The following is a 23,303-nucleotide window of genomic DNA, read 5'->3' as shown; positions in this document are numbered from 1 at the left end:
GTTCCACTCCAAGCGTTCCGGCGCCTGGATGCGGCGGTGGGAAGCCGATTGGAGTCGGCGAGGGGTGGTCCCCCACGGGGGACAGTTGCGGCGCTGGAGGAGTGCGCGCAGACCCCGGCGCGGTCCCATAGTGGCATGAGCACAGCACTGAATGGGGCGGCGCCGACTGCAGGGTCAGCGCACCTCACCGCGAACATGCACGACCTGGTCGTGTCCACCGATGGCCTGACAAAGATCTACGGCGGCACGCCCGCTGTGGACCACGTGGACCTGCGCGTGCCGCGCGGCGGCGTCTACGGCTTCCTGGGCCCGAACGGCGCCGGGAAGTCCACCACCATGAAGCTGCTGCTGGGGCTGACCCGTCCCAGTTCCGGCAGCATGCAGGTGCTCGGACACCCGGTGAGCGCCCGCTCCCCGCTTCCCGCCGGCACGATCGGATCCCTGATCGAGGGGCCTTCCTTCTATCCGCGGCTGACCGGACCGGAGAACCTCGCCATGGTGTCCGACTACCTCGGCCTGCCCCGTGACCGCGTCCAGCGCGCCCTGGCCACAGTATCGCTCACCGGCCAGGACAAGAAGCTGGTCAAGGACTACTCGCTGGGCATGAAACAGCGCCTCGGACTGGCCATGGCGCTGCTGGCCCACCCGCCACTCATGCTCCTGGATGAGCCCACCAACGGCCTGGACCCGGCCGGCGTCGCCGAGATCCGCGAGCTGATCGTGGACCTTGCCCGGCAAGAGGGCACCACCGTCATCGTCTCCTCCCACATCCTGTCCGAAATCGAGCAGATGGCCGACGTGGTCGGCATCATCTGCGCCGGACAGCTGCGCTACCAGGGACCGCTTGCCGGTCTGCAGGATGCCGGGGTCATCGACTTCACCGTCTCCGACCCGTCGCGTGTCGCAGGTCTCTTCGCCGAGCAGCGCATCCGGTACCAGGTTCATGGCCGGAGCGTGCGCACGCCGATGCTCCCCGAGGGCGTGGTGGGCGAGCTGGTGACTCGCATCGTGCACGGCGGCGGCACCGTGTTCCGGGTGCAGACCGTCCGCAAGACACTGGAGCAGGCATTCCTGGAGCTGACCGATCCGCTCGGTTCGCCGTCGCTCCCGGTGCCCACCGCTGCTGTTCCCTCCACCGCGGTAGGAGGCAACCGATGACCGCGATCGTCATGGAGTCGCGCAAGCTCCGACGGCGTCATTTCTGGTTGATGGCGGCGGCCCTGGGCGGGCTGGTGGTGCTGTGGTCGGCGGGCCTGCTTTCAGCACGTGCAACCGGTGTGGAGCAGATGCGCCTGCTGAGCCTCGGCCTGGCCGACTCGATCAACATGACCAGCATGCTGCTTCCCCTCATTGCGGCACTGTTGGCGTCCCGTTTGGCCACGGTCGATTCCGAGGAGCGCATGGACCAGTTGCTCACCGCCCTTGGCCAGACCGAGCGCTCCCGGTTCGGCGGGAAACTGATCCTGGGCTCCTGCGCCGCCGCCGTCGGCCAGTTGGCGATGCTTGGACTCATCGCCTTGGCCGGGCCGGGCATGGGCTTACGGACCACCCCCACGGACCGGGAGCTGGTCTGGTCCATCGCCGTCGTCATGGTCGCGGCCTGCGTCGCCGCGATGGCGGCGCAACTGATATTGGCGATCTATGTGTCCAAGCAGGCGGTGGGTCTGGGCGTCGGAGCGGTGGCATCACTGTTGTGCTCCGCGCTGCCATTCATGCACCTGGGAGCGGTGGATTGGCTGTTTCCGTGGGGCATCGCCGGTGCCGCGGCGCCGCTTTCACAGGCGTCGCAGCAGGCAGGAACGGTGATTCTGGTCGAACACCCCTGGCTCAACGCCCTGTGGGCGGTATTGTCCGCGGCCGTTTGGAGCGCGCTGGCCGGATTCGTCATCAACTACCGGGAGAACCACCGATGAGCACAGCGATCACCCCTTCATTCGCCATGCCCCTGCCCCACCCACCGGCGCCCGCGTCGCCGCCGCCGAGTTCCACCGCCGCGGCGCCTTCGGTATGGGCGGCCTGGCGGTGGGAGAACCGCAAGGCCAAGGCGCCGTGGTACTGGGTGGCCCTGGTAGCGCTGTGCGGCGTCGGCATGGCCAACGGGGCAAGTAACTACCTCGACTACCGTGCGGAGTTCGCTGACCAGGGAGTCACCTGGCTGGCGGTATGGGGACAGGCGACGCTGCTGACAACCATGCTGGTCCTTCCCCTGCTGGTAGGCTCCCTGATCGCTCAGATCTGCGCGGCTGAGCACGGGGGCCGCAACTGGCAGCGCATGCACGCCAACCGGTTACAGGGTGCCATGCTGCTGGGCAAGCTCATGCACATGGCGCAAGTCGCCTTACTGACCACGCTGGTGCTCCTGGGGGAGTTCACCATCACCGGGCTGCTGCTCGGGTTCGATCTGGCGGGCATCGGCCCCTTCCTGCTGCGGGGGATTCCCATCGCGTTCGCCGTATTCGCCACCGAGGTATTCGTCGCCTGGCTCGGCGTGATCATGACTTCCTTCGCCTCCGTCATGACCCTGGTGCTGCTGGGAAGCGTGATCGGCAGCGTCCTCGTGCTGCTGGCTCCGCAGCTCGCCCCGTACTACCCGCTGTCGGTCATGACGGCGGCGTGCAGCCCTAGAGATCTTTATAGCGTTGCCTCCGTGGGCTCGATCCTCTTCACCGCCGTGGTGAGCGCCGTCTGGACCTGCGTGTGGACAATGGCGTTGCGCCGCGCCGTTGCTAGGGTCGTCTGATGGCCGCCGCATCACAGGGGGCGCCGCAGGTGCCCCGAACCCTGATCGATCGGTTCACCGCCTGGTGGCGCACCAGCGCGCTGGGCTTGTGGGCCGTCGTCGTCGGGATGGGGCTGTTCGAGCTGGTTCTGCTGGCTCATCTGCTGGCCGAGGGACCGGTGCCCGGAGTACGTGTGTGGGCTGCGGTTAGCCTGCTCGTCGTCCTTGCCCTGCTCGGGCGGCGGCGTTGGCCGCTGGCGGTGGTGATCCTGACTGCCATGGCCTCCGCCGCCGCGGAGCTGTGGGGTCCGGGTGCGATTCTCAGTCTGCCTCCGCTGGTCGCCCTGTATTCGCTGTTCGTAAGCGCCGGAACGATCCACCGCCTGATCGGTGCGTCGGCACTGCTCGTCGGCTGGGCACTGCCACCGGCATTCAGGGGTCTGGCATATCCGCTGAGCGCTCGACTCACGCCGTACATCTTCTTCTCCGTGGCCGTGATCGCGGCTGCGGCTATCTCACGGGCCCGGCGAGAGGCCCTGGAACACGGCGACGCTCAGCTCGCCGCCCAGGCCGCCGAGCATCGACTGACGGCGCAGCGTGACGCCGCCCGCCGCCAGGCACGGGTTGCCGGGGAGCTGCACGACTCGGTGGGGCATGATCTGACCGCCATCATCGCCCTGTCGGAGGGACTGGCTGGGGCAACCGGCAGGGACGAAGTCGACGAGGCCATTGAGGTCATCAACACCCTTGCCCGCGAGGGACTCGCCGACACGCGCCGCGCCGTCAACGCCCTCCAGCCCACGCATGTGGAAACCGGCCCTCTTGACCCGGTACCCCTTAACGGCGACTCCCACCGCGACACTTCCGGCGCCGGGGCGCCCGAGCACGGCTGGGAGGGACTGTCCGGATTGTTGGACACGGTTCGCCGGACTGGCATTGCCGTCGCCCTGACCGAGACCGGGCATCGCCCCGAGGACGCTGGAACAGGAGCGTTGGTCTTCACGGTCGTGCGTGAGGCCCTGACCAATGTCATGCGGCATGCGGATGGGGCCACGCGCGTCGTGATCTCCCTGGATCATGCCGCTGCGCTAACCCAAGTCACCGTGTCCGACGACGGCCCGACCACCCTGGGCGCCGGCACCGAGACAACAACGGTCAATCCCCGCAGCTCGGGACATGGGCTCGCACACTTGGCGGATGTGTTGGGCGAGGCCGGCGGAACCCTGAACGCCGGTCCCGGACCCGGAGGCTGGCGGCTGCGGGCCCTCATCCCCCATCGGGAGGCCGCATGAGGCCATCCACCGCCCCACGTATCAACCAGACCGGCAGGGTCATCACCGTCATGGTGGTCGATGATCAGCGCGCCGCCCGCATGGGCCTATCACTGATCATCAATCGGGCAGAAGACCTACAGGTCATCGCCCAGGCCACCGACGGGCAAGACGCACTAGATCAGCTCACGCACCTGGAAACGGACCGTCGCTCCCTCCCGGACGTGGTGCTGATGGACATCCGCATGCCCGTCCTGAACGGTGTGGAGGCCATTGCACGCATCAGCCAGCTCCATCCCTCCGTGAAGACGCTCGCCTTGACCACCTACGACCAGGACGACTACGCCTTCGGCGCCCTGTCCGCTGGGGCCTCCGGTTTCCTGCTCAAGGACACGCGCACGGCGCAGCTGCATCAGGCGATCCGGGCGGTCGCCTCCGGAGACGCCGTACTCACCCCGCGCATCACCAGGGAGCTGCTCAGGCGCCATGCCTTCCGCCCCGTCGCTTCGCCGCAGCAGCGCGCCGCCCAGGAGCGCCTCGAGCGGCTGAGTCCACGCGAACGTGAGGTCGCCGAGCTCGTGGCCCAGGGGCTGACCAACTCGGAGATCGCTCAGCGCCTGGTCATCGCCACCGACTCGGTGAAGAAGAACGTCACCCGTATCTTGGCCAAGCTGGACCTGCGCGACCGAGTGCAGCTAGTCATCCTCATGCGTGACATTGAGTCCCAGTAAAGGGGCCAATGCGGCAAAAAGTGTCCAACTGACGCCACTTTCAGCTACGGACCCACTTGACGCCCGAGCGGTAAACGGCCCCATAACAGCGAAAGGTCCGAGCCGTCCCGGCGGACGGATGGCGGCAGCAGGGCCAAAGTGGCGAAAAATGGACACTTTTCCGCTGATGCCCGCAGTCGGCCCCCGGTCGAGGCCCGAGAACTCATGCGGTGGCTTGTTCTGGTCTCTGGCCGGCGCTCCAGAGTTGTTCCCAGGCGGCCGGAAGCGCCTCGGTCAGGTCCAGCGCGGCAAGTGGATGGCCCGAGCGCGCAAACAGCCGGCCGACCCCGGCGGAAACTGCACGCTCATGCGCTGCGCGGTCGGTGTCAACCAGGCCCGCCGCCCGCATCGCCGCGAGCGCATGCAGCCGCACCCCCAGGGCGGCGCAGCTGGCCGGGGCGGCACCCGCACCCCCGCCGCCCCGGGCCACGTCGTTATCGGCATCGGCCCGGCCGGCCGCCAGCAGAGCACCGATGTTTCCGGCCAGTACGTCCCCGCTGCCGGCGGTCGCGAGCCAGCCCGGACCGGAGTGGACAGACAGCAGCGTCCCGCCCGGGGATGCGATCAGCGTCGGAGTCGTCTTCAGCAGCACGGTGGCTCCGGTCAGCTCCACTAGGCGCCGCGCCGCCGCGGCCGGGGCCGCCTCGACCGCATCCCGCGAGGCCCGCTCACCCAGCTCGCCGAGCAGGGCGGCGGCCTCCCCGGCGTGTGGGGTGAGCACGTGCCGCGGCGAGCAGCGGCCGCCGGAGGCGACTCGGGCGGCGAGCAGGGGCAGCGCCCCGGCATCAATCACCGCATCGACCGGCTCTCCGGCCTCACCGAGTACCCGTCCCAGCGCCGCGTCGAGTTCGGCGGCACGCGGGGCGTCGGCGGGGTCGGTGCCGGGGCCGATCACCAGTGCCTGGCAGCGTCCGTCGGCGGGCACGACCTCGGGCCGGCGGGCGAGCACCAGGTCGACCACCCGCGCCGGCGCCGCCAGCCGCGCCATGCCGGCGCCCGTGCGCACCGCAGCCGACGCGGCCAGCACCGCAGCCCCCGGGTAGGTCTGGCTGCCGGCCCACAGCCCGACCACGCCCCGGGTGTACTTGTGGTCGTGGTCCCCGGGCACGCGCAGCAGGCGGCCCAGTTCCGCATCCGCGGGCCGACGCGCCAACACCGCAGCATCCGGCACCGGCAGCCCCAGGTCGGCGACCTCAACGCGCCCGCACAGGGATGCGGCCGGCGGTAGCAGGTGGGCCGCCTTGAAGCAGGTGAAGGTGACGGTGCGGTCGGCGGCCAGCACGGGGCCGGGCAGGGTGCCGTCGTCCACGCCTACGCCGGAGGGCAGGTCCACGGCCAGCACCCGGAAGGGCCGCTCCCCCTGCTCCCCTGCGGCGCGCAGCGGGGCGATGAGCTCGGCCGCGGCCGGGCGCAACGGCCCCGTGGCGCCGATGCCGGTGAGGCCGTCGATCACCAGGTCGGCTCCGGCCGCTCCCCCGGCAGCCGCTCGGGCCGCGGCCCGCGGGTCGGCGGCGAGATGCACACCTGCGGCGCGGGCGGCCGCCAGGGCCGTGACGTGCAGCCGGGATATCTCGGCGGCGGGGGCGGCGGTGACGGCGCAACCGCGACGCGCCAGCAGGGCGCCGGCGATCAGGGCGTCACCGCCGTTGTGGCCACCACCCACGAGCAGCAGCACACGCGCGCCAGGCACGGCGCCGCGCGCAGCCCGGATCTCCTCCACCGCTGCCCGAGCCAGCGCGCCGGCCGCGGCATGCATGTAGCGGTCGGTACCCGCGGTCAGCGGCGCCTCGGCTCCGGCGACGGCACGGGCGGGATACGCCACGGCGGCGACCGAAGTGCTGTCGGGGGCGGGTGGGCGCGGTGTGGTGTTCACTGCCCCATCATGACCCCGGCGAGCCGGCTTACTCCACGGTGACGGACTTGGCCAGGTTGCGGGGCTGGTCCACATCCAGGCCCCTGGCCTTGGCCAGGGCAGCAGCGAAGATCTGCAGCGGGACCACCGTCAGCAGCGGCCACATCAGGGTCGGGGCGGCCGGGATGCGAATCACCGTGTCGGCGAAGGGCGTGACCGCCTCATCGCCCTCCTCCGCGATGACGATGGTGCGGGCGCCGCGGGCACGCACCTCCTGAATGTTGGAGATGACCTTGTCATGCAGGACGGGGCGGCGCGGGGTCGGCACGATGACGAACACCGGTAGTCCCTCCTCCACCAGGGCGATGGGACCGTGCTTGAGCTCGCCGGCGGCGAAGCCCTCGGCGTGCACGTAGGCGACCTCCTTCAGCTTCAGCGCGCCCTCCAGGGCGACCGGGTAGCCCACGTGGCGTCCCAGGAACAGGAAGGAGGTCTGGTCGGCGAGCTGCTCCCCCAGCTCGCGCACCATGTCCTCCTGCTCGGCAAGCAGGCGCTCGATCTTGGCGGGCATCTTGCCCAGGTTCTCCAGGTAGTCGGCGACCTCGTCGGGCCACTTGTTGCCGCGCAGCTGCGCCAGGTACAGGCCCAGCAGGTAGCAGGCGGTGATCTGGGAGATGAAGGCCTTAGTGGAGGCCACGGCCACCTCCGGGCCGGCGTGCGTGTACAGGACGGCGTCCGCCTCCCTGGCGATCGTGGAGCCATAGGTGTTGACGATCGCCAGCGCCCGACTGCCCTGCTCGCGGGCGTGGCGAACCGCGTGAATGGTGTCCATGGTCTCCCCGGACTGGGAGATGGCCACGGTCAGGGTCTTCTCGGAGACAATGGGGTCGCGGTAGCGGAACTCGTGAGCGAGCTCAATCTCCACCGGGATGCGGCACCAGTGCTCGATCGCGTACTTGGCCACGTGCCCGGCATAGGCGGCCGTACCGCAGGCAACCACGATGATCTTGTCGATGCTGCGCAGCACAGCTGGGTCGATGCGCATCTCATCCAGCACCAGCTCGCCGCGGTCGTTTACGCGCCCGAGCAGGGTGTCGGCGACGGCGGTGGGCTGGTCATGGATCTCCTTGTCCATGAAGGTCTCGTACCCGCCCTTGACTGCGGCCGACGCGTCCCAGGAGACCTCCCAGGTGTTCGGGGTGACGACGTTGCCGGCGGCATCCCACACGGTGACGGCGTCGGCGGTCAGCAACAGGACCTGGTCGTCGTCGACCTCGGCGGCGTGGGTGGTGAAGGCGACGAAGGCGGCCACGTCCGAACCGAGGAAGTTCTCCCCCTCCCCCAGGCCGATCACCAGCGGGCTGGAGCGGCGGGCGGCGATTATCGCGCCGGGGGCGAGCTCGGTGACGGCCAGCAGCGCGAAGGTGCCCTCCAGGCGGTCGGTGACGGCACGCATGGACTCCACCAACAACGCGGCGGCCGCGTCCGGGCCCACGGTGCCGGCCTCACCCGCGGCGAGCCGGGCGCTGAAGTCGAGGTCGAGCAGGTGCGCGACCACCTCGGTGTCAGTGGCGGAGAGCAGGGTACGGCCCGCCTCCTCAACCTCGGCGCGCAGGGCGCGGAAGTTCTCAATAATGCCGTTGTGGACCACCGCGAGGGTGCCGGCGCGGTGCGGGTGGGCGTTTTCGGTGGTGGGGCCGCCGTGGGTGGCCCAGCGGGTGTGGCCGATGCCGGCGGTGGCCGGGGCCGGGCCGGCCTCGTCCAGGGCAGCGCGCAGGTTGTCCAGCTTGCCGGCGGCCTTGACGACGGTGAGCCGCTCGCCGTCGTCAGGGCGTACCAGGGCGATGCCGGCGGAGTCGTACCCGCGGTACTCCAGGCGGGACAGTCCGTCCAGCAGGACCTCCAGGGAGCGGCCGCTTCCGGGGGCGCCTGCGGGGTTGATTGAGTTCAGGGGGCCTACATGGCCGACGATTCCACACATGAGCCAGATAGAACCACCAACCTGCCTCCCAGATCAACGTGCGCGGCATACGCGGACCGGGACGCAGTTCGGCTACAGCAGTGAGGCGCCGGCTGGGTCACGGACTGGAGCTCCGGCTGAGAATCCAGTTGAGAGGTGCACCCTCACAGGGTCTCGGAGGCGTCCGCACGTGCCAATGCAGTGACAATGCGTCACACTGGTGCGGTGAACATCCCCGTCTCCCCTGCGGCATTGGCGTCCCGGTCCGGGACCGCGCCCTCGCCGTATATCGAGCTGCACCGCGACCAGTGGCGTGCGCTCGCCTCCTCCGCGCCGCTGCCGCTGACCCAGGCGGATGTCGAGAAGCTGCGCGGCCTAGGTGATCCAATCGACCTGCCTGAGGTCGACGTCGTCTACCGGCCGCTGACGGCGCTGCTGGAGCACTTCATCGCCACCGCCCGCGAGCGCGCCCGCCGCACCGCGGACTTCCTGGGGGTGGATGAGCGGCCGACGCCGTTCGTCGTCGCGGTGGCAGGCTCGGTTGCGGTCGGTAAGTCGACAACGGCGCGGCTGCTGGCCCACCTGCTGGCCCGCTTCCCGGACACCCCGCGCGTGGACCTGGTGACCACCGACGGCTTCCTGCTACCCAACGCCGTGCTGGAGGCACGCGGCCTGACCGCCCGCAAGGGCTTCCCGGAGTCCTACGACCAGAAGGCCCTGCTGGACTTCGTCACCGCAGTGAAGTCCGGGGCGCCCCGGGTGGAGGCGCCGGTGTACTCGCACACCGTCTACGACATCGTGCCGGGCAGGAAGCTCGTGATTGAGCAGCCGGATGTGGTGGTGCTGGAGGGGCTGAACGTGCTGCAGCCCGCCCCGCGGGTACGTCACACCCACGGTGGCGCCGACCGTCCGGTGGACTCGGCGCTGGCGGTGAGTGATTTCATCGACTTCTCCATCTATGTGGATGCCGACCCGGAGGACATCCGCCGCTGGTACCTGGACCGCTTCCTCACGCTCAAGCACACTGCCTTCAAGGACCCCAACTCCTACTTCCGGCGCTATGCGGCCATCCCGGACGACATCGCGCTGGCGGCGGCGAACGAGGTGTGGGAGAGCATCAACCTGGTGAACCTGCGGGAGAACATTGCCCCCACCCGGGGGCGGGCGACCCTGGTGCTGCGCAAGGACGCCGACCATCACATGAGCCGGGTGCTGCTGCGCAAGGCCTGAGTTCCGCGGGAGGTGAGGTAGGCGATTCTTCGACCATTGGCGCGGCGCTCCTGTTCGATCACATCGTCGGGGACCGGATAGTAGGTGTCGTCGTCGTGGGCGACTGCGCGGGAGACTCCCCACTCCCAGATGGTTTGTGCCGCGGCCGCAGCGGCCAGCAGGGCCTGATCCTCATCCTTAGAGAAACGCGCCGTGCCGGGCATACGCAGCGCTAATCCGGCAGGGTCGAGCAGCCACGCGGAGGCCTCGGCGTGCCCGAAGTAGCGCCGGCTTCGTACGAAGAAGTACGAGCTCGACGGCGGCCACGCCACTCGACGGGTTAGCCATCCCACCAGCGCCAGACCTTCCCGCGAGAGGATCGTGCGTTCCCGAACAATCCGGTGCACGCTGACCACGAGACCGCCCGCGGGTGCGACCAGCAGTATCCAGAAACCGCTGGAAAGGCGCAGCGTCCCGTCCTCCCGGAATACTCCGGCAAAGGCCTGCGGCGTCCGCTCCGGGCCGAGCACGGCCGGCAGCGCCAGGATGCAGAGGAACACGAGGATGACGATGTTGGGGATGAGACCGTGCCAGTTCGGCTTGTCTTTGAGGATTAGGGGCTCGCGGGCGAGCAGTGTCTGGTCGACGGGCAAGGCGCGCGGCGCCGTTACCGGTGGGGGTGCGGCCTGCGCGATATGGGGACCTGGGCCTTGCAGGGCGGGCATCGTCTCGCGGGCGTAGCCGCGGGCCAGCGCCCAGGCCCAGATCGCATCGACCTCGGCCTCGAGTCGCGTCTGGGATGACATACGCGGGGCGGACAGTCTGATCCTGCGGCCTGCCGTTCCTACCTCGACCACGGGCACCGAGCCCCGCTCGCCAGCAGCCAGGACGACGATGAATCCGGCACGGGAGTCGGGCCAGGACAGGTGCACCGTACGCAGCAGGCCGCGGGAGTGGATGCCGCGGGCATCGAAAACAGTGCGGCGTCGCAGCATCGCAATACCGAGGAACAGCCCTAGTGCCCCAACCACGCATAGGGGTACGGCCACCAGCAACGCGGGATCGAGGACATGCAGCATGTAGCCGACGTACAGCAGCATAAGACCGGCAAACAGGAAGACGAAGCCGGCCAGCATCCTGGAGGCAGCCGGTCGGCGCACCAGCGACTCCCGGGGCTGCGCCGACGCACTCGTTCCGGGTGTGGGGACGTTACCGCGAGAATAGGGCAGGTCGCCGTGAACGGAAGCAGGCATGTCAAGTCCTTCAAGCAGCTCGCGAGCGGGGCCCAGAATGCCCCAGATCGGTTCCGGACCAGCAGTAGCACGCACCACTACCGTATCCATACCGTTATTTTCAGCCTAGCAGAGCCGCCGCACCGTCTCGCGCATTAGCAGGAGGCCCATCTCACAGCCACCGCCGCACGTAACCTCGCACGGCTCGTCTCAAGCCGGAACTCCGAAGGCATGGTTCATCCCTGGGCAGAGAGGTACTCGATCCGGCGCGCGACGGCGACGCGTCGGCGTTCGAACTCCGGGTCGGCGGTCGGCTGGTAACCGCCATCGTCCACCGCGAAACCGGAGGCAGCGCCCATTTCCCAAATAGAATCGGCTGCCGCCGCCGCGGCCAGAAGCGCGCGGTCGTCGCCTCCCACCCACCGCAGTCCGGGAACCGCCACCGACAGTCCCGCGACGGCGAGGATTCTCACCTCCACCACGGTCCTGCGGTACTCCTCGGTCTCCGCAACGAAGATGGACGAGCACGAAGTGGGCCAGTCGATCCAGAAGGAGTGCCTGCCGCTGAAATAATCCATGCCCTCCGCATACACGGTCAGGCGGGCACGGGCGGTTTCAAGGAGGTCTGGCAATGTCCGCACCGCGACAATCAACATGAGTAGCCCAATCGCGAAGCCCAGCTTGCCGGCCACGGAGTCAATGCCACTCCGGCTGAGCGCGTAGAAGGCGTAGCCCACACCGCCGCCACCGAGCGCGAGGGTGCCGAGAATGTGCCCGATGATCTCCCAGCGCTGCCCGGACCAAGCGGAGAACACCAGAGGTTCCTGCCATCGCAACGCCACGTCGCCGGAGGCCTCCGCGACGGGAACGTCCCCACGGCTGTTCACCGGATGCCCGGGCACACCCTCCCTGCGCTTATTGCGTCGCTTATGAACCCGATGCCGCGCGGCGCCACGTACGTAGCCGCGGTCAACCGCCCAGGCCCAGATCTCGTCGACCTCCGCCTCCGCTTGAGCCCTGATGCTGCCGACGAAGCCGCCGACCACTCGTGGCGCTCCCAGCTTGAAGCTGCCCACAGGCGAGGGCGCAACGACATACGCCGTATTGAAGTATTTCCCGTACGCCTGACGTACGACGAAGGCCGCACGCGAGTCGGGCCAGGGTGCGTCGATGTCACGCAGCGTGGTGTGGGAGTGAATACCGTCGGCGTCGAAAATCGTGTACTCCCGCCAGGGCGCCGTGCCGAGGTAAACCACCAGCGCCCCGATGGCAGTCAGGAGCAGGCCGCCCTCGATCTCACCGATCGCCAACAGCGCGATGCCGGCGGCGATCGGCAGCAGCCCCATGAAGACGATCAGACCGCCTCTGATGCGAGCCCTGCGGTTAGGACGCGCCACGATGCGCTCGGGCCGTGGCACCGCTCGTGACGCAGTGGAGGTGCCGGCGTCGTACTGGTTGAGAGCCGGCCGGGACCTGCGGAACACGGCTAGTCCGCGCGTTCGGCGTCGTAGGCCTCGCGGGCGGCGAGCACGTCGTCCATGTGCCCGACGGCCCAGTTCTCCAGGGCATCCATGACGTCGGCGAGGTCCCGCCCCAGTGCGGTCAACTCGTAGGTGACCCGCGGCGGCGTCTCGGTGTAGTACTCGCGCCCGACCAGGCCGTCACGTTCCAGGGTGCGCAACGTCTGGGTGAGCATCTTGGTGGAGATACCGTCCACCCGCCGGGAGATCTCGGTGAAGCGCAGCGGCCCCTCGTACAGGGCGCCAATGACCAGCACACTCCACAGCTCACCGAGCTCCCGCAACAGGCGTCGCGAGGGGCAGGACCGACTGTAGGGGTTGTAGGCGTGCTCGCCCTCACCTGCCGCACTCATGCGCGGTCCCTCCCTTCGCCTTGCCGTCGGCACCCGACCCATGGGGCTCCGCCGATCCCTGACGAGGGCACAGCGTACAGGGCTGCGCCCGCCGCCCCGAGTGGGGGCGGCGGGCGCACGCGTCACACGGTTGGTGGGTTGCCCGGCGGACGGGTTCACTTGGTGACGGCGGAGCCGATGACACCGGCTCCGAAGACGGTAACGGACGGGAGGGATGCAGCAGCCACGATGTTCTCCTTACTGCGTGCTGCGGTTCCGACAGGTATTACTCTCTCGCGGTAACCCACTTCTCGTAAGAGAGTTCGTAAGTGAGTAGAGCCACATCCCCCGCCGACGCGGACGACTCGCCCGCCACCACCTCGCACCGCTCCAAGGGCCGCGGCGGTGAGACGCCGCGTGACAGCCACCGCTAGGCGTTCTACTGTTACGCGAGTCACCCCCGTGTGCCCGCCCTCCCTATAACGCGCTCCAGCGCGCCGAGGCGTCGGGCGCGCCCGCTGAAAGGAGCTTCTATGCGTCTTGGAATCCCCTGCCAGCCTCCGGACCGCTCCATGACCGCGGCCACGCCGCAGACCGTCGAGCGGCTGATCCGCCTGGGCTACGACGTCGTCGTCCAGCGCGGAGCCGGAGAGCCGGCCCGCTTCCCCGACGCCGCCTATGAGGCAGCCGGCGCCCAGCTCGCAGATCGGGCCGAAACCTGGGGCTGCAACGTCGTCGTCACCGCCTACGCGCCCGACGCCGCCGAGCTGGACCTGATGCACCCGGGCGCCACCCTCATCGGCCGGCTCGACCCCGCCCGCCATCCCGAGCTCGTCCAGGCGCTGCAGGACCATTCCCTCACCGCCCTGGCGATCGACACCGTGCCGCGCATCTCCCGGGCACAGTCCATGGATGTGCTCTCCTCCCAGGCGAACCTGGCCGGCTACCGGGCCGTCATTGAGGCCGCCGCGCACTTCGGCCGCCTGCTCAACGGCCAGGTGACCGCCGCCGGCAAGTTCCCGCCCGCCTCTGTGTATGTGATCGGCGCGGGCGTGGCCGGACTGGCCGCCATCGGCACCGCCTACTCCCTGGGCGCCGTCGTCAAGGGCACCGACGTGCGCCCGGAGGTCGCCGACCAGGTCAAGTCGGTGGGGGCCGAGTTCGTGCCCGTGCCCACCGCCCAGGAGGTGTCCGCCGACGGCTACGCCAAGGAGATGACCACCGACCAGGCGGCCCTGGCGAACGCCCTGTATGCCGAGCAGTCGGCCGCCGCGGACATCGTGATCACGACGGCGAACATCCCCGGCCGCCGCGCCCCGCTGCTGCTGGACCGGGCCGCCGTGGAGGCCATGCGCCCCGGCTCGGTGATCGTGGACATGGCGGCGGCGAATGGCGGCAACACCGAGTTGACCGTGCCCGGGGAAGTCGTCACCACCCCCGGCGGAGTGACGATCGTCGGCTACACCGACTTGGCCGAGCGCCTGCCCGCCCAGGCATCCCAGCTGTACGGCCGCAACATCCTCAACCTGCTTACCCTGGTCACGCCCGCCAAGGACGGCGACCTCGCGCTGGACCTGGACGACCAGGTGGTGCGGGCGATCACCGTGTGCCAGGCCGGCGAGCTGCTGTGGCCGCCGCCGCCCGTGGCGGTCTCGGCCGCCCCCAAGCCGTCGGCCGCCCCGGCCCCGGAACGTTCCGTCGCCGATGCGCAGGCCGACGCCGAGGCCGAGGCCGCCGCCCGGGCCCGCTCGCGCCGACGCATGACGATAGGGCTCGCGCTGGCCGCCGTCGCTGCCGCCGTACTCGTGCTGATCACCCCCGCCGCGGCGACCAGTCACTACATCGTGCTGGCCCTGGCGATCATCCTGGGCTTCCACGTCATCTCCAACGTGACCCCCGCGCTGCACACGCCACTGATGTCGGTGACGAACGCGATCTCCGGCATCATCCTGCTCGGCGCCATCGCGCAGGTCGGCAACGCCAACCCGGCGATCAGCGCGGTCGCCTTCGTTGCGATCCTGCTCGCATCCATCAACGTCTTCGGCGGCTTCGCGGTCACCAACCGCATGCTCGCCATGTTCAGGAAGGAGTGAGGGCATGTCTTGCGCAGCTGTTTCCTCCCTGCCCGCATTCACGTCAATGGTCGCGCCGGCCGTGCCCCCTGCGGCCTCCGCCGACACCGTCGGCCTGACCCTGCCCTCGCCGGTGGCCCTGGCCTACGTTGCCGCGGCGGTGCTGTTCATCGCGGCCGCCGCCGGGCTGTCCCGCCACGAGACGGCGGTGGCCGGAAATGTTGCCGGCGCCGTCGGCATGGGGATCGCCATTGCGGCCGCCATCGGCCTGGCACTCACCTCCGACCCCGGTCAAGGGGTGATCACGACGGCGATCCTGATAGCCCTGGCCCTGGGTATCGGCGCCGTAATCGGCATGCTGCTGGCCGGGCGGGTCGCCATGACCGGCATGCCGCAGCTGATCGCAGTCCTCAACGGGCTAGTGGGTCTGGCCGCCGTGCTCGTGGGCTACAGCTCCTACGCCTCCCCCGATGCGATGTCGGAGTTGCTGGGGGGATTCCACCTGGGCGAAGTGTTCCTGGGCGTGTTCGTGGGCGCAGTGACCTTCACCGGGTCGGTGCTGGCAGCACTCAAGCTGGCCGGACGGGTGCCGGGCAGGCCGATCACCCTGCCGGGCCGCAATAAGCTCAATCTCGCCGCGCTGCTCGTCAGCCTCGTGCTCATGGTCGCCTTCATCCTGCTGCCGGCAGGCTCGCCGGCGGCCTGGGCGTGCCTGGCGGTTATGACGGTGATCGCCCTGGCCCTGGGCGCCCACCTGGTGATCGCCATCGGCGGCGGTGACATGCCCGTGGTCGTGGCCATCATGAACTCCTACTCCGGCTGGGCCTCCGCCTTCACCGGCTTCATGGTCAACAACGACCTGCTGATCATCACCGGCGCGCTGGTGGGCTCCTCCGGCGCCTACCTGTCCTACCTGATGTGCCAGGCGATGAACCGGTCCTTCGTGTCCGTGCTGCTTGGCGGCTACGGCACCGAGGGCGCAGTGTCCGCCCCGGTGGAGGGCGAGCAGGGCACCATCCAGCAGACCGATGTGGGTACCGTGGCGCGTGCCCTCCAGGACGCCAAGCGCGTGGTCATCACCCCCGGCTACGGCATGGCGGTGGCGCAGGCCCAGTACCCCGTGTCCACGCTCACGGAGATGCTGCGCGGGGAGGGCGTGGACGTCACCTTCGGCATCCACCCCGTGGCCGGCCGCCTGCCCGGGCACATGAACGTGCTGCTGGCGGAGGCGAAGGTCCCCTACGACCTGGTGCTGGAGATGGACGAGGTCAACGACGACTTCTCCGACGTCGACGTCGTCCTGGTCATCGGCGCGAATGACACGGTCAACCCCGCCGCCGAGGAGCCCGGCTCCCCCATCGCCGGCATGCCGGTGCTGCGGGTGTGGGACGCCAAGCGGGTCGTGGTGTTCAAGCGGTCCATGGCCACCGGCTACGCGGGCGTGCAGAACCCGCTGTTCTTCAAGGACAACACCGCCATGCTGTTCGGCGACGCCAAGGCGACCGTGGAGGAAGTCATCCGCGCCATGGAGTGAGCCGTAGGGCCCGGGCCTCCGGGTCTGTCACGTACGCATTCGCCTCTCACGTACGCGTTCTGAAGTTCTCCGCCGTCCTGGCGCGGGGAAACCTTCGGAACGCGTACGTGTGGCAAGAAGTCCTAAGTCAGCGGCCCCGAAGTATGGGGTGAAAGCGCGGTGAAAGCGGCGACTGCCAGCCTTGACGCATGAGCACCGCATCAGCAACTCAACCTCCTGTCCTTAAGCCGCCTCGGGATGCGCAGACCTCCCCCGCGATCCACGCCACCGGCCTGCGCCGCGACTTCGGCTCCTTGATCGCCGTTGACGCACTGGATTTGGACATCGCTGTCGGCAGCGTCTACGGGCTGCTCGGCCCCAACGGCGCTGGTAAGTCCACCGTCGTCAAGTTGCTGACGACGCTGCTGCGCCCGAGCTCCGGCAACGCCGCCGTCATGGGCCACGACCTGGTTCATTCTCCGCACCGAGTGCGCTCCGTAATCGGTGTCGCCGGACAGTACGCGAGCGTGGACGAGACACTCACCGGACGTGAAAACCTGCGGCTGTTCGCGCGTTTGACAGGGATGTCCCGGACCGCCGGCAAACGCCGCGCCGACGAGCTGCTCGAGGCCTTCGCCCTGACCGACGCCGCCGGGCGCCGCGTGGGCAGGTACTCGGGGGGTATGCGACGGCGCCTCGATCTGGCCGTGTCCATGGTCGCCGCACCTCCTGTGCTCTTCCTCGACGAGCCCACCACGGGTTTAGATCCGCGTAACCGTGAGCAGATGTGGCGGGTGATCGAAGACCTGGTGGCACGCGGCACGACAATCCTGCTGACAACTCAGTACCTGGATGAGGCCGATCGCCTGGCGGACAGAATCGGCATCATGAACCACGGTCGCAAGGTAGCCGAAGGTAGTCCCGACCAGCTCAAGGACCGGATCGGCTCCTCGAGCCTGGTGATCACTCCCGCAGATCCCGAATACATAGCACCCGCCCTCGACGTCATCATGTCTGTCCTGTCTCCGGGCGGGGAGCCCACCACTCGGGGCGGGCGCATACACGTGCCGATCGAGAATACCGCAGACGCCACGGAGGTCCTTGTGGCGCTGCGTGAGCGGGGATTGTCTCCTGCGGCGCTCTCGGTCGACCGCCCCAGCCTCGATTCCGTATTCCTCACCTTAACGCAGTCCCGTGTGGCGGAGCGATCCACGACCGACCACCCGGGCGCCGAAGGCCCCACCGATGCATCCGCTCACCCCGCGGACCCGGAGACCAAGGAGAACCAGTGACCACCGCAAACACTTCCGGCAACGCCTCTGCATCTGCTCCCAGACGTTTCAGCGAGTCCCGACTGCTGCCGGACACCGCCGCGATGGCGTGGCGATCCGCGCTGACCATGCTGCGCAATCCGACGGAGTCCTTCGACGTCCTCATCCAGCCCATCCTGTTCACCGTCATGTTCGGGCAGCTGCTCGGCGGTGCGATCTCCGGGGACGTCCGCTCCTACCTGCCGATCCTGGTCCCGGGACTGGTTGTCGTCAACGTGCTGTCCACCGCCCAGAGCGTCGGCGTCGATCTGCGTGAGGACATGACCAAGGGAGTGTTCGACCGCTTCCGTGCGCTGCCCATGTCCCGCCTGGCACCGCTTCTGGGCCCGATGGCGACGGATCTACTGCGGTATGCCGTGTGCGCCGCGCTGACGCTGGCCACAGGCGTCGCGCTCGGCTACCGGCCGGACAACGGCTGGATCGGAGCGATCGGAGTCGTGTTGTCGGCCGCCGCATGCGGTTGGGCGATCTCCTGGGTGTTCTTGATGGTGAGTACCCTGTTCAACTCGGCGCAGGCGGTGACCTCCTTCAACATCATCGTCCTGTTCCCCCTGTGCTATCTGTCCAACGCACTAGTGCCCACAGCTACCCTGCCGCACTGGCTGAGGGTCTTCGCCGAGCACAATCCGGTCTCCTATGTGGTCAGCGGCCTGCGCTACCTGCTCGACGGCGCCGCCGGGACGGGGACCGCCGCAGACGTCGGCCGGGCCCTGCTGGGGTCCCTCATCATTGTGGCCGTAGCGGCGCCGATCACGGTGAAGCGCTACCAACGCTCCACCTCCTGAAACGACCGCCGGTGGTCTCCCCGGTGGCCGGAGGCCGGCAGGGAGACCACCGCGGATTCAGGGCAGCTCGATCAGTGAGGCGGTGAGTGTCGTCATACGCTCTACGAGCGCCTCGGCACCGGCGGAGCCGACTCGCCGCGAGAACTCGTCGACGCGGCCGGCGTCAATACCACGCGCGGCCTCCAGCAGGCGCGGCCGCGACAACAGGCGTGATGTCTGATTGGGCCCGCAGGCCAGGGCCGTGCAGAACAGTTCCAGCCCCAACTCGATCGCCCGGGCGTGATCCGTATCGCGGCTCTCCTCGCGCACCGACGGGTTCGTGCCCGCGTCTTGCCGTTGTCCATCGGCGGCCGTCGCTGCGGACAAGCCGACGGCGCACGCGAGTGATGCCGTAGTCGGCAAATCGAAGCGGGAGGCACCGGCCTGCTGCAGCGCCTGCCGCAGGCTCAGCAGGCCGCGCCGCAGCATGGCGGTTGCCTCGGGACCACGGTTCCGAGGCACGTTGTTTCGCGTCGTGGGCTCCGTCGCGCCGCGCACGGCGATCTCAACATCGATCAGCAGGCAGGTGGCCAGACCGTAGAGCTCCCACGGGCTGCCCGCGGGCACGTCAGCACCGGCCATGCGCTCTAGCAGAGTCCGCGCCGCCGCGAGGGCCTCCCGGGGGCGGCCGCGCAGAAGCTCCATCTCCCCGCCGAGGAACCCAGTGATGAACATCGCCATCCCGGGTACCGGCATGTTCTCGGCATCCGCCAGTAGCGCAGCGGCCCGCTCCGGGGACGGCGCCAGATAGACCCGACAGCAGTCCCGTTGCAGGCGCAGTGCACTGCGGAGCGTCTCCTGAACTGAACTGCTCTCGGCCACCTGAAGCAGGCGGGAGCACTCTCTTAGCCCACCGTGGTAATCCCCCAGCTCCAGAAGCAGCCGCAGACCGTCTGTCTCAAGTTCGAACAGGCGGCCGGGCGGCAGATCTGAGTCGCGCAGTCGTTGCCGCAGACCGCGGTTTAGTTCCAGCGCACCGACCACGTCACCGCGGTTCTCCAGCTCCATGACCACACAGCTGCCGGCCGCCCAGGCGGTCCAGGGCTCCGGGTTATTGACTAAACCGGCCCAGTCCTCGTGCCTGGTGCGGACCAACCGACGAATCGCGGCGACATGGGCATCCTCCTGCGGATATGACGCCGGGATACGGACACGGAGCCGGTCCGGCAGAGGACCCAGCAGCCAGGAGTTGGCCACCGCCCGGTGAAGCACGAGCATCCGGGCGGTGTTTCCGGCGGAATCCGGCGCCGCGGTGACGGCATGCCCCAGCAGGCGGGGCACCCAGGCGGCGGTCTGGCTGTAGCCCCAACTCGTCGACCAGCCGGTCAGCAGTGCCGCGCCGAGCACCAAGGCGTCCTCCGGAGCCGGGCGCCCACCATCATCGCCCAATGCTCGCCCCAACTCGGCAACCACTCCGCGTTCCTCCGCCAGCAGGACGTCGATCGCCGGAGCGACTTCATCCATGCGACTTCCGCCCATGACGGCCAGCACGGGACGAGCCAGGCCCAGTGCCCATTGACGCACGGCGTGGTACGCGTCCATCCCATCGGAGGTGCCGTTGATACGCTCACGAACCAGTGTGCGCACCGAGGAGAGCATGTGGAAGCGCGGCGGGTCGTCCCCGTCCGCGGTCAGGAGCGACTGGGCGAGGAGTTGGTCCAGCATGACGGCGGCGCCGGGACCGATAACGGCCTCGGCGGTCTCCAGGGTGAAGCCGTCGGCCAGCAGGGCCACACGGATCAGGGCGTGACGCTGCGAGGCATCCAGCAGCGACCAGGACCATTCGATGACCGCGCTGAGGGTGCGCTGACGCTCGGGCAGATCCCGCGGACCGGTCATGCTCTTCAGATCGTGGGGAAGGCGCTGCGCCACTTGTCTCACCGACATCACGCGGGTGCGGGCCGCCGCCAGCTCAATGGCCAGCGGAAGCCCCTCCAGGGCAGGCAACAGGCGAGCCAGATCGCCGTCGCCGAGGCTCTGGTGCGGCCGTGCCGCCAAAGCCCGATCGCGGAAGAGGGCGGCCGCCGCCGTGTCCGTGAGGGGGGACAGCCGATGCACGTACTCGGTTGACAATTCCAGAACACTGCGGGATGTCACCACCACGTGCAGTCCCGGCAGTGAGGCGAGCATCGGGCCGAGCAGGTCCCCGAGCACGTCGGCCACGTGCTCACAGTCGTCCAGTATCAGCAACGTGCCGGGGGCGGCCAGGGCCTGCGCCAGAACGGTGCGGGGCGGCTGTGCGGCCGAGGTGCGCAGTCCGATGGCGGCCAGGAGTCCGCGAGCGAGCCGCTCCACGGCGGCCGCGCGCCCGAATGCGTCCGTCTCCATCGTGTCGCGTCCGCGCGGAGACACCTCCGTCATGGAGAGCACTCTGATTACGGGGAACGGGCTGCGGGAGGCGACGACTTGCGCCAGGCTCGTCTTGCCGACACCTCCCGGCCCGGTGATGGTCACCAGGCGGTTGGTGGCGACCGCGTCCTCCACCTCACGCAAGTCGTCGTCGCGCCCGATCAAGGCGATCGGCACCCGCAGACCTTGGCGAACCGGGTGCTCGGCGGCCAGCGCATGCTCATGCGCAGCGCGCAGCAGCGGCCCCGGCACGGCACCGGCATTGTGCAGACGACGACGATACCGCTCGTAACGAGCCAACGCGGCGGCCGGCGAACGGGTCCAGGCCTCGCCTCGGATCAGAGCGCCCAGCACCGCCTCATCCGAGGGGTACTGCTCGGCCAGGAACGTAAGCAGCTCCATGGCCTGCGAGTAGCGCCCCAACTCGTCGAGGGCGAGTGCGCGCAGACGACGGGCGCGTGTGTTCAGATCCGTCGCCTGTTTCAGAAGCCGCTGGTGGGGCGGACTCATACCCGTCCCCGGCACCTCGCCCATGGCCTCGGTCAGGTCGACCACGTCGGCCGGGCGATGGGCGGACGCCGCGGCCTCGGCCTCCCGCTGTCGTCGCACCAGGTCGAGGTGATCCACCTGGGTGCACGGCAGGGTGAGGGCGTATCCCTCACCCCGCCGTTGCAGGGCCCCGGGCCCGAGTCGGCTGCGGGTCCGGGAAACAACTACCTGCAGCGCCTGACGGGGACGTGACGGCGGCGTGGAGCCCCACAATTCCTCGGCCAGCCGCTCCTCTCCGCCGTGGGCACCGGGCAGGGCGGCGAGCACGCAGAGCAGATCGAGTACTCTCCCGCTCAGCGGCTCGCCGTTCCAGCTCGGCGCGGCGTCCAGCAGTCGCAGGCCGCCGCCCCCGGCGTCGGGCCGCGTCACAGGGCGAGGTTGTCCTTGACGACGGCGGCCAGGCCGGCCGCCACGCGGTCGGCCTCCTCCTGGCTGGCGGCCTCCACCATGACGCGGACCAGCGGCTCGGTGCCGGACGGCCGCAGGAGCACGCGGCCGGTCTCCCCCAGCTGCTTCTCGGCGTCGGCGACGGCATCCTGCACCGCCTTGTTGGTGCCGGCGGCGGCCTTGTCGACCCCGCGAACATTGACGAGCGTCTGCGGCAGCCGCTGCACGATGCTGGCCAGCTCGGCCAGGGACTTGCCGGTGCGCTTCATGCGGGCGGCCACGCGCAGGGAGGTGAGCACGCCGTCGCCGGTGGTGGCATGGAGGGTGTCGATGACGTGCCCGGACTGCTCACCGCCGAGGGTGTAGCCGCCCTGCAGCATCTTCTCCAGCACGTAGCGGTCGCCCACGCCGGTCTGCACGATGCGGATGCCGTGCTCGCGCATGGCCAGGATCAGGCCGAGGTTGCTCATCACGGTGACTACGAGCGTGTCGGAGCCGAGGGTGCCGTCGGCCTTCATGCCCACGGCCAGCAGGCCCATGATCTGGTCGCCGTCCACGAGGTTGCCCTCGGCGTCCACTGCCAGGCAGCGGTCGGCGTCGCCGTCGTAGGCGACCCCCATGTCCGCCCCGACACTGCGCACGTAGGCCTGCAGCTGCTCGGGGTGGGTGGAGCCGCAGTCGGCGTTGATGTTCAGCCCGTCCGGGGAGGCGTTGATGGCGATCACCTCGGCGCCGGCGTTGCGCAGCGCGGCGGGGCCGACGCTGCTGGCGGCGCCGTTGGAGGCATCCACCACGATGCGCAGGCCGGACAGGTCGGTAGCCACGGAGTCCACCAGGTGGTTGATGTAGGTCTGGTCGGCCACCGTCTCACCCTTGATGACGCGGCCCACGTCGGCGCCGGTGGGGCGGGGCAGGTCCTCGCTCAGGGCCGCCTCAATGCGGTCCTCCACGGCATCCTCCAGCTTGTAGCCGCCGCGGGCGAAGAACTTGATGCCGTTGTCCGGGAAGGGATTGTGGGAGGCTGAGATGACCACGCCCAGGCTGACGTCCTGGCTGGCGGTCAGATGCGCGATGGCGGGCGTGGGCAGTACGCCCACGCGGGTGACATCCATGCCGGAGGCGGCCAGGCCGGCGCTGATGGCGTGGTCGAGGAACTCACCACTGGCGCGGGTGTCGCGGCCGACGACAGCGCGTGGGCGGCGACCCAGCCGGTGGGGGGAGTCATCCGAGCCGACCAGGACGCTTGCTGCTGCGCGGCCGAGGCTGACTGCGAGATCAGGGGTAAGCAGTTCGTTAGCGAGCCCGCGGACACCGTCGGTGCCGAAGAGTCGTGTCATGGGATCCTCCTGTTGGTTGACAACGGCCCCATCATTTCACGCCCATATGTAATCCGGCGGTCACCTCCGCATGGGA

General features: G+C 69.3%; 17 protein-coding genes. 10 read left to right on the top strand and 7 right to left on the bottom strand.

Features of this window, described 5'->3' with window-relative positions; genetic code table 11:
* Positions 1-195 precede the first annotated feature (195 nt).
* The 5 genes from GZ997_RS09150 to GZ997_RS09130 are packed head-to-tail and all read left to right on the top strand — an operon-like array spanning position 196 to position 4,721.
* Positions 196-1,158 (top strand): ABC transporter ATP-binding protein, encoded by a 963-nt coding sequence (locus GZ997_RS09150; protein WP_162679713.1) that lies wholly within the window; start codon positions 196-198, stop codon positions 1,156-1,158.
* The gene (locus GZ997_RS09145; RefSeq protein WP_161924721.1) at positions 1,155-1,913 is read left to right on the top strand and encodes an ABC transporter permease; all 759 of its coding nucleotides are present in this window, start codon (positions 1,155-1,157) and stop codon (positions 1,911-1,913) included. The genes GZ997_RS09150 and GZ997_RS09145 overlap by 4 nt, the downstream gene beginning before the upstream one ends.
* On the top strand, positions 1,910-2,740 hold the full coding sequence (locus GZ997_RS09140; protein ID WP_238994384.1) for an ABC transporter permease: 831 nt from the start codon (positions 1,910-1,912) through the stop codon (positions 2,738-2,740). The genes GZ997_RS09145 and GZ997_RS09140 overlap by 4 nt, the downstream gene beginning before the upstream one ends.
* Positions 2,740-4,011, top strand: a complete 1,272-nt coding sequence (locus GZ997_RS09135) for a histidine kinase (protein ID WP_162679649.1) — start codon at positions 2,740-2,742, stop codon at positions 4,009-4,011. The genes GZ997_RS09140 and GZ997_RS09135 overlap by 1 nt, the downstream gene beginning before the upstream one ends.
* Positions 4,008-4,721 (top strand): response regulator transcription factor, encoded by a 714-nt coding sequence (locus GZ997_RS09130; protein ID WP_238994383.1) that lies wholly within the window; start codon positions 4,008-4,010, stop codon positions 4,719-4,721. Before GZ997_RS09135 ends, GZ997_RS09130 begins: the two co-directional genes overlap by 4 nt.
* Before the next feature lie 202 nt (positions 4,722-4,923).
* Here the strand turns inward: GZ997_RS09130 and GZ997_RS09125 are convergent, their stop codons facing one another.
* Both GZ997_RS09125 and glmS read right to left on the bottom strand, forming a co-directional pair.
* Complete coding sequence (locus GZ997_RS09125; protein WP_343212315.1) at positions 4,924-6,633, bottom strand: NAD(P)H-hydrate dehydratase; 1,710 nt, start codon at positions 6,631-6,633, stop codon at positions 4,924-4,926.
* A 28-nt stretch (positions 6,634-6,661) separates the two neighbouring features.
* Positions 6,662-8,593: a glutamine--fructose-6-phosphate transaminase (isomerizing) gene (gene glmS / locus GZ997_RS09120; protein ID WP_162679648.1), complete on the bottom strand. Its 1,932-nt coding sequence runs from the start codon at positions 8,591-8,593 to the stop codon at positions 6,662-6,664.
* 204 nt (positions 8,594-8,797) lie between these two features.
* Between glmS and coaA the strand changes: the two genes are divergently transcribed.
* Positions 8,798-9,802: a type I pantothenate kinase gene (gene coaA, locus GZ997_RS09115; protein WP_237564145.1), complete on the top strand. Its 1,005-nt coding sequence runs from the start codon at positions 8,798-8,800 to the stop codon at positions 9,800-9,802.
* Here coaA and GZ997_RS09110 read toward each other — a convergent pair.
* The 3 genes from GZ997_RS09110 to GZ997_RS09100 all read right to left on the bottom strand — a co-directional run bounded on the left by GZ997_RS09110 (position 9,769) and on the right by GZ997_RS09100 (position 12,886).
* Positions 9,769-11,034: a hypothetical protein gene (locus GZ997_RS09110; RefSeq protein ID WP_162679647.1), complete on the bottom strand. Its 1,266-nt coding sequence runs from the start codon at positions 11,032-11,034 to the stop codon at positions 9,769-9,771. The genes coaA and GZ997_RS09110 overlap by 34 nt on opposite strands.
* 215 nt (positions 11,035-11,249) lie before the next feature.
* Positions 11,250-12,359, bottom strand: a complete 1,110-nt coding sequence (locus GZ997_RS09105) for a hypothetical protein (protein ID WP_162679646.1) — start codon at positions 12,357-12,359, stop codon at positions 11,250-11,252.
* Positions 12,360-12,499: 140 nt separating this feature from the next.
* Positions 12,500-12,886 carry a helix-turn-helix domain-containing protein gene (locus GZ997_RS09100; RefSeq protein ID WP_162679645.1) on the bottom strand — a complete coding sequence of 129 codons (387 nt, stop codon included), beginning with the start codon at positions 12,884-12,886 and terminating at the stop codon, positions 12,500-12,502.
* 512 nt (positions 12,887-13,398) lie between these two features.
* Between GZ997_RS09100 and GZ997_RS09095 the strand changes: the two genes are divergently transcribed.
* The 4 genes from GZ997_RS09095 (at position 13,399) to GZ997_RS09080 (ending at position 18,566) form a co-directional block, all read left to right on the top strand.
* A complete protein-coding gene (locus GZ997_RS09095; RefSeq protein ID WP_162679644.1) occupies positions 13,399-14,958 on the top strand; it encodes a Re/Si-specific NAD(P)(+) transhydrogenase subunit alpha in 1,560 nt (519 codons plus the stop codon).
* A 46-nt stretch (positions 14,959-15,004) separates the two neighbouring features.
* A complete protein-coding gene (locus tag GZ997_RS09090) occupies positions 15,005-16,471 on the top strand; it encodes an NAD(P)(+) transhydrogenase (Re/Si-specific) subunit beta (protein WP_162679709.1) in 1,467 nt (488 codons plus the stop codon).
* Between the two features lie 188 nt (positions 16,472-16,659).
* Positions 16,660-17,742, top strand: a complete 1,083-nt coding sequence (locus tag GZ997_RS09085) for an ATP-binding cassette domain-containing protein (protein WP_162679643.1) — start codon at positions 16,660-16,662, stop codon at positions 17,740-17,742.
* Positions 17,739-18,566: an ABC transporter permease gene (locus GZ997_RS09080; RefSeq protein WP_343212314.1), complete on the top strand. Its 828-nt coding sequence runs from the start codon at positions 17,739-17,741 to the stop codon at positions 18,564-18,566. The genes GZ997_RS09085 and GZ997_RS09080 overlap by 4 nt, the downstream gene beginning before the upstream one ends.
* Positions 18,567-18,623: 57 nt before the next feature.
* Here GZ997_RS09080 and GZ997_RS09075 read toward each other — a convergent pair whose 3' ends face one another.
* Together GZ997_RS09075 and glmM are read right to left on the bottom strand one after the other, a co-directional pair.
* Positions 18,624-21,872, bottom strand: coding sequence for a BTAD domain-containing putative transcriptional regulator (locus GZ997_RS09075; protein ID WP_162679642.1), 3,249 nt, complete (start codon positions 21,870-21,872; stop codon positions 18,624-18,626).
* Entirely contained in the window at positions 21,869-23,227 is a 1,359-nt protein-coding gene (gene glmM / locus GZ997_RS09070; protein WP_161924732.1) for a phosphoglucosamine mutase, read from the bottom strand. Before glmM ends, GZ997_RS09075 begins: the two co-directional genes overlap by 4 nt.
* Positions 23,228-23,303: the final 76 nt, after the last annotated feature.

It is taken from the genome of Actinomyces sp. 565, from assembly GCF_010365615.1.
In the GTDB taxonomy this organism is placed as follows: Bacteria; Actinomycetota; Actinomycetes; order Actinomycetales; family Actinomycetaceae; genus Actinomyces.
This window is presented reverse-complemented; position numbering and strand designations above follow the sequence as displayed.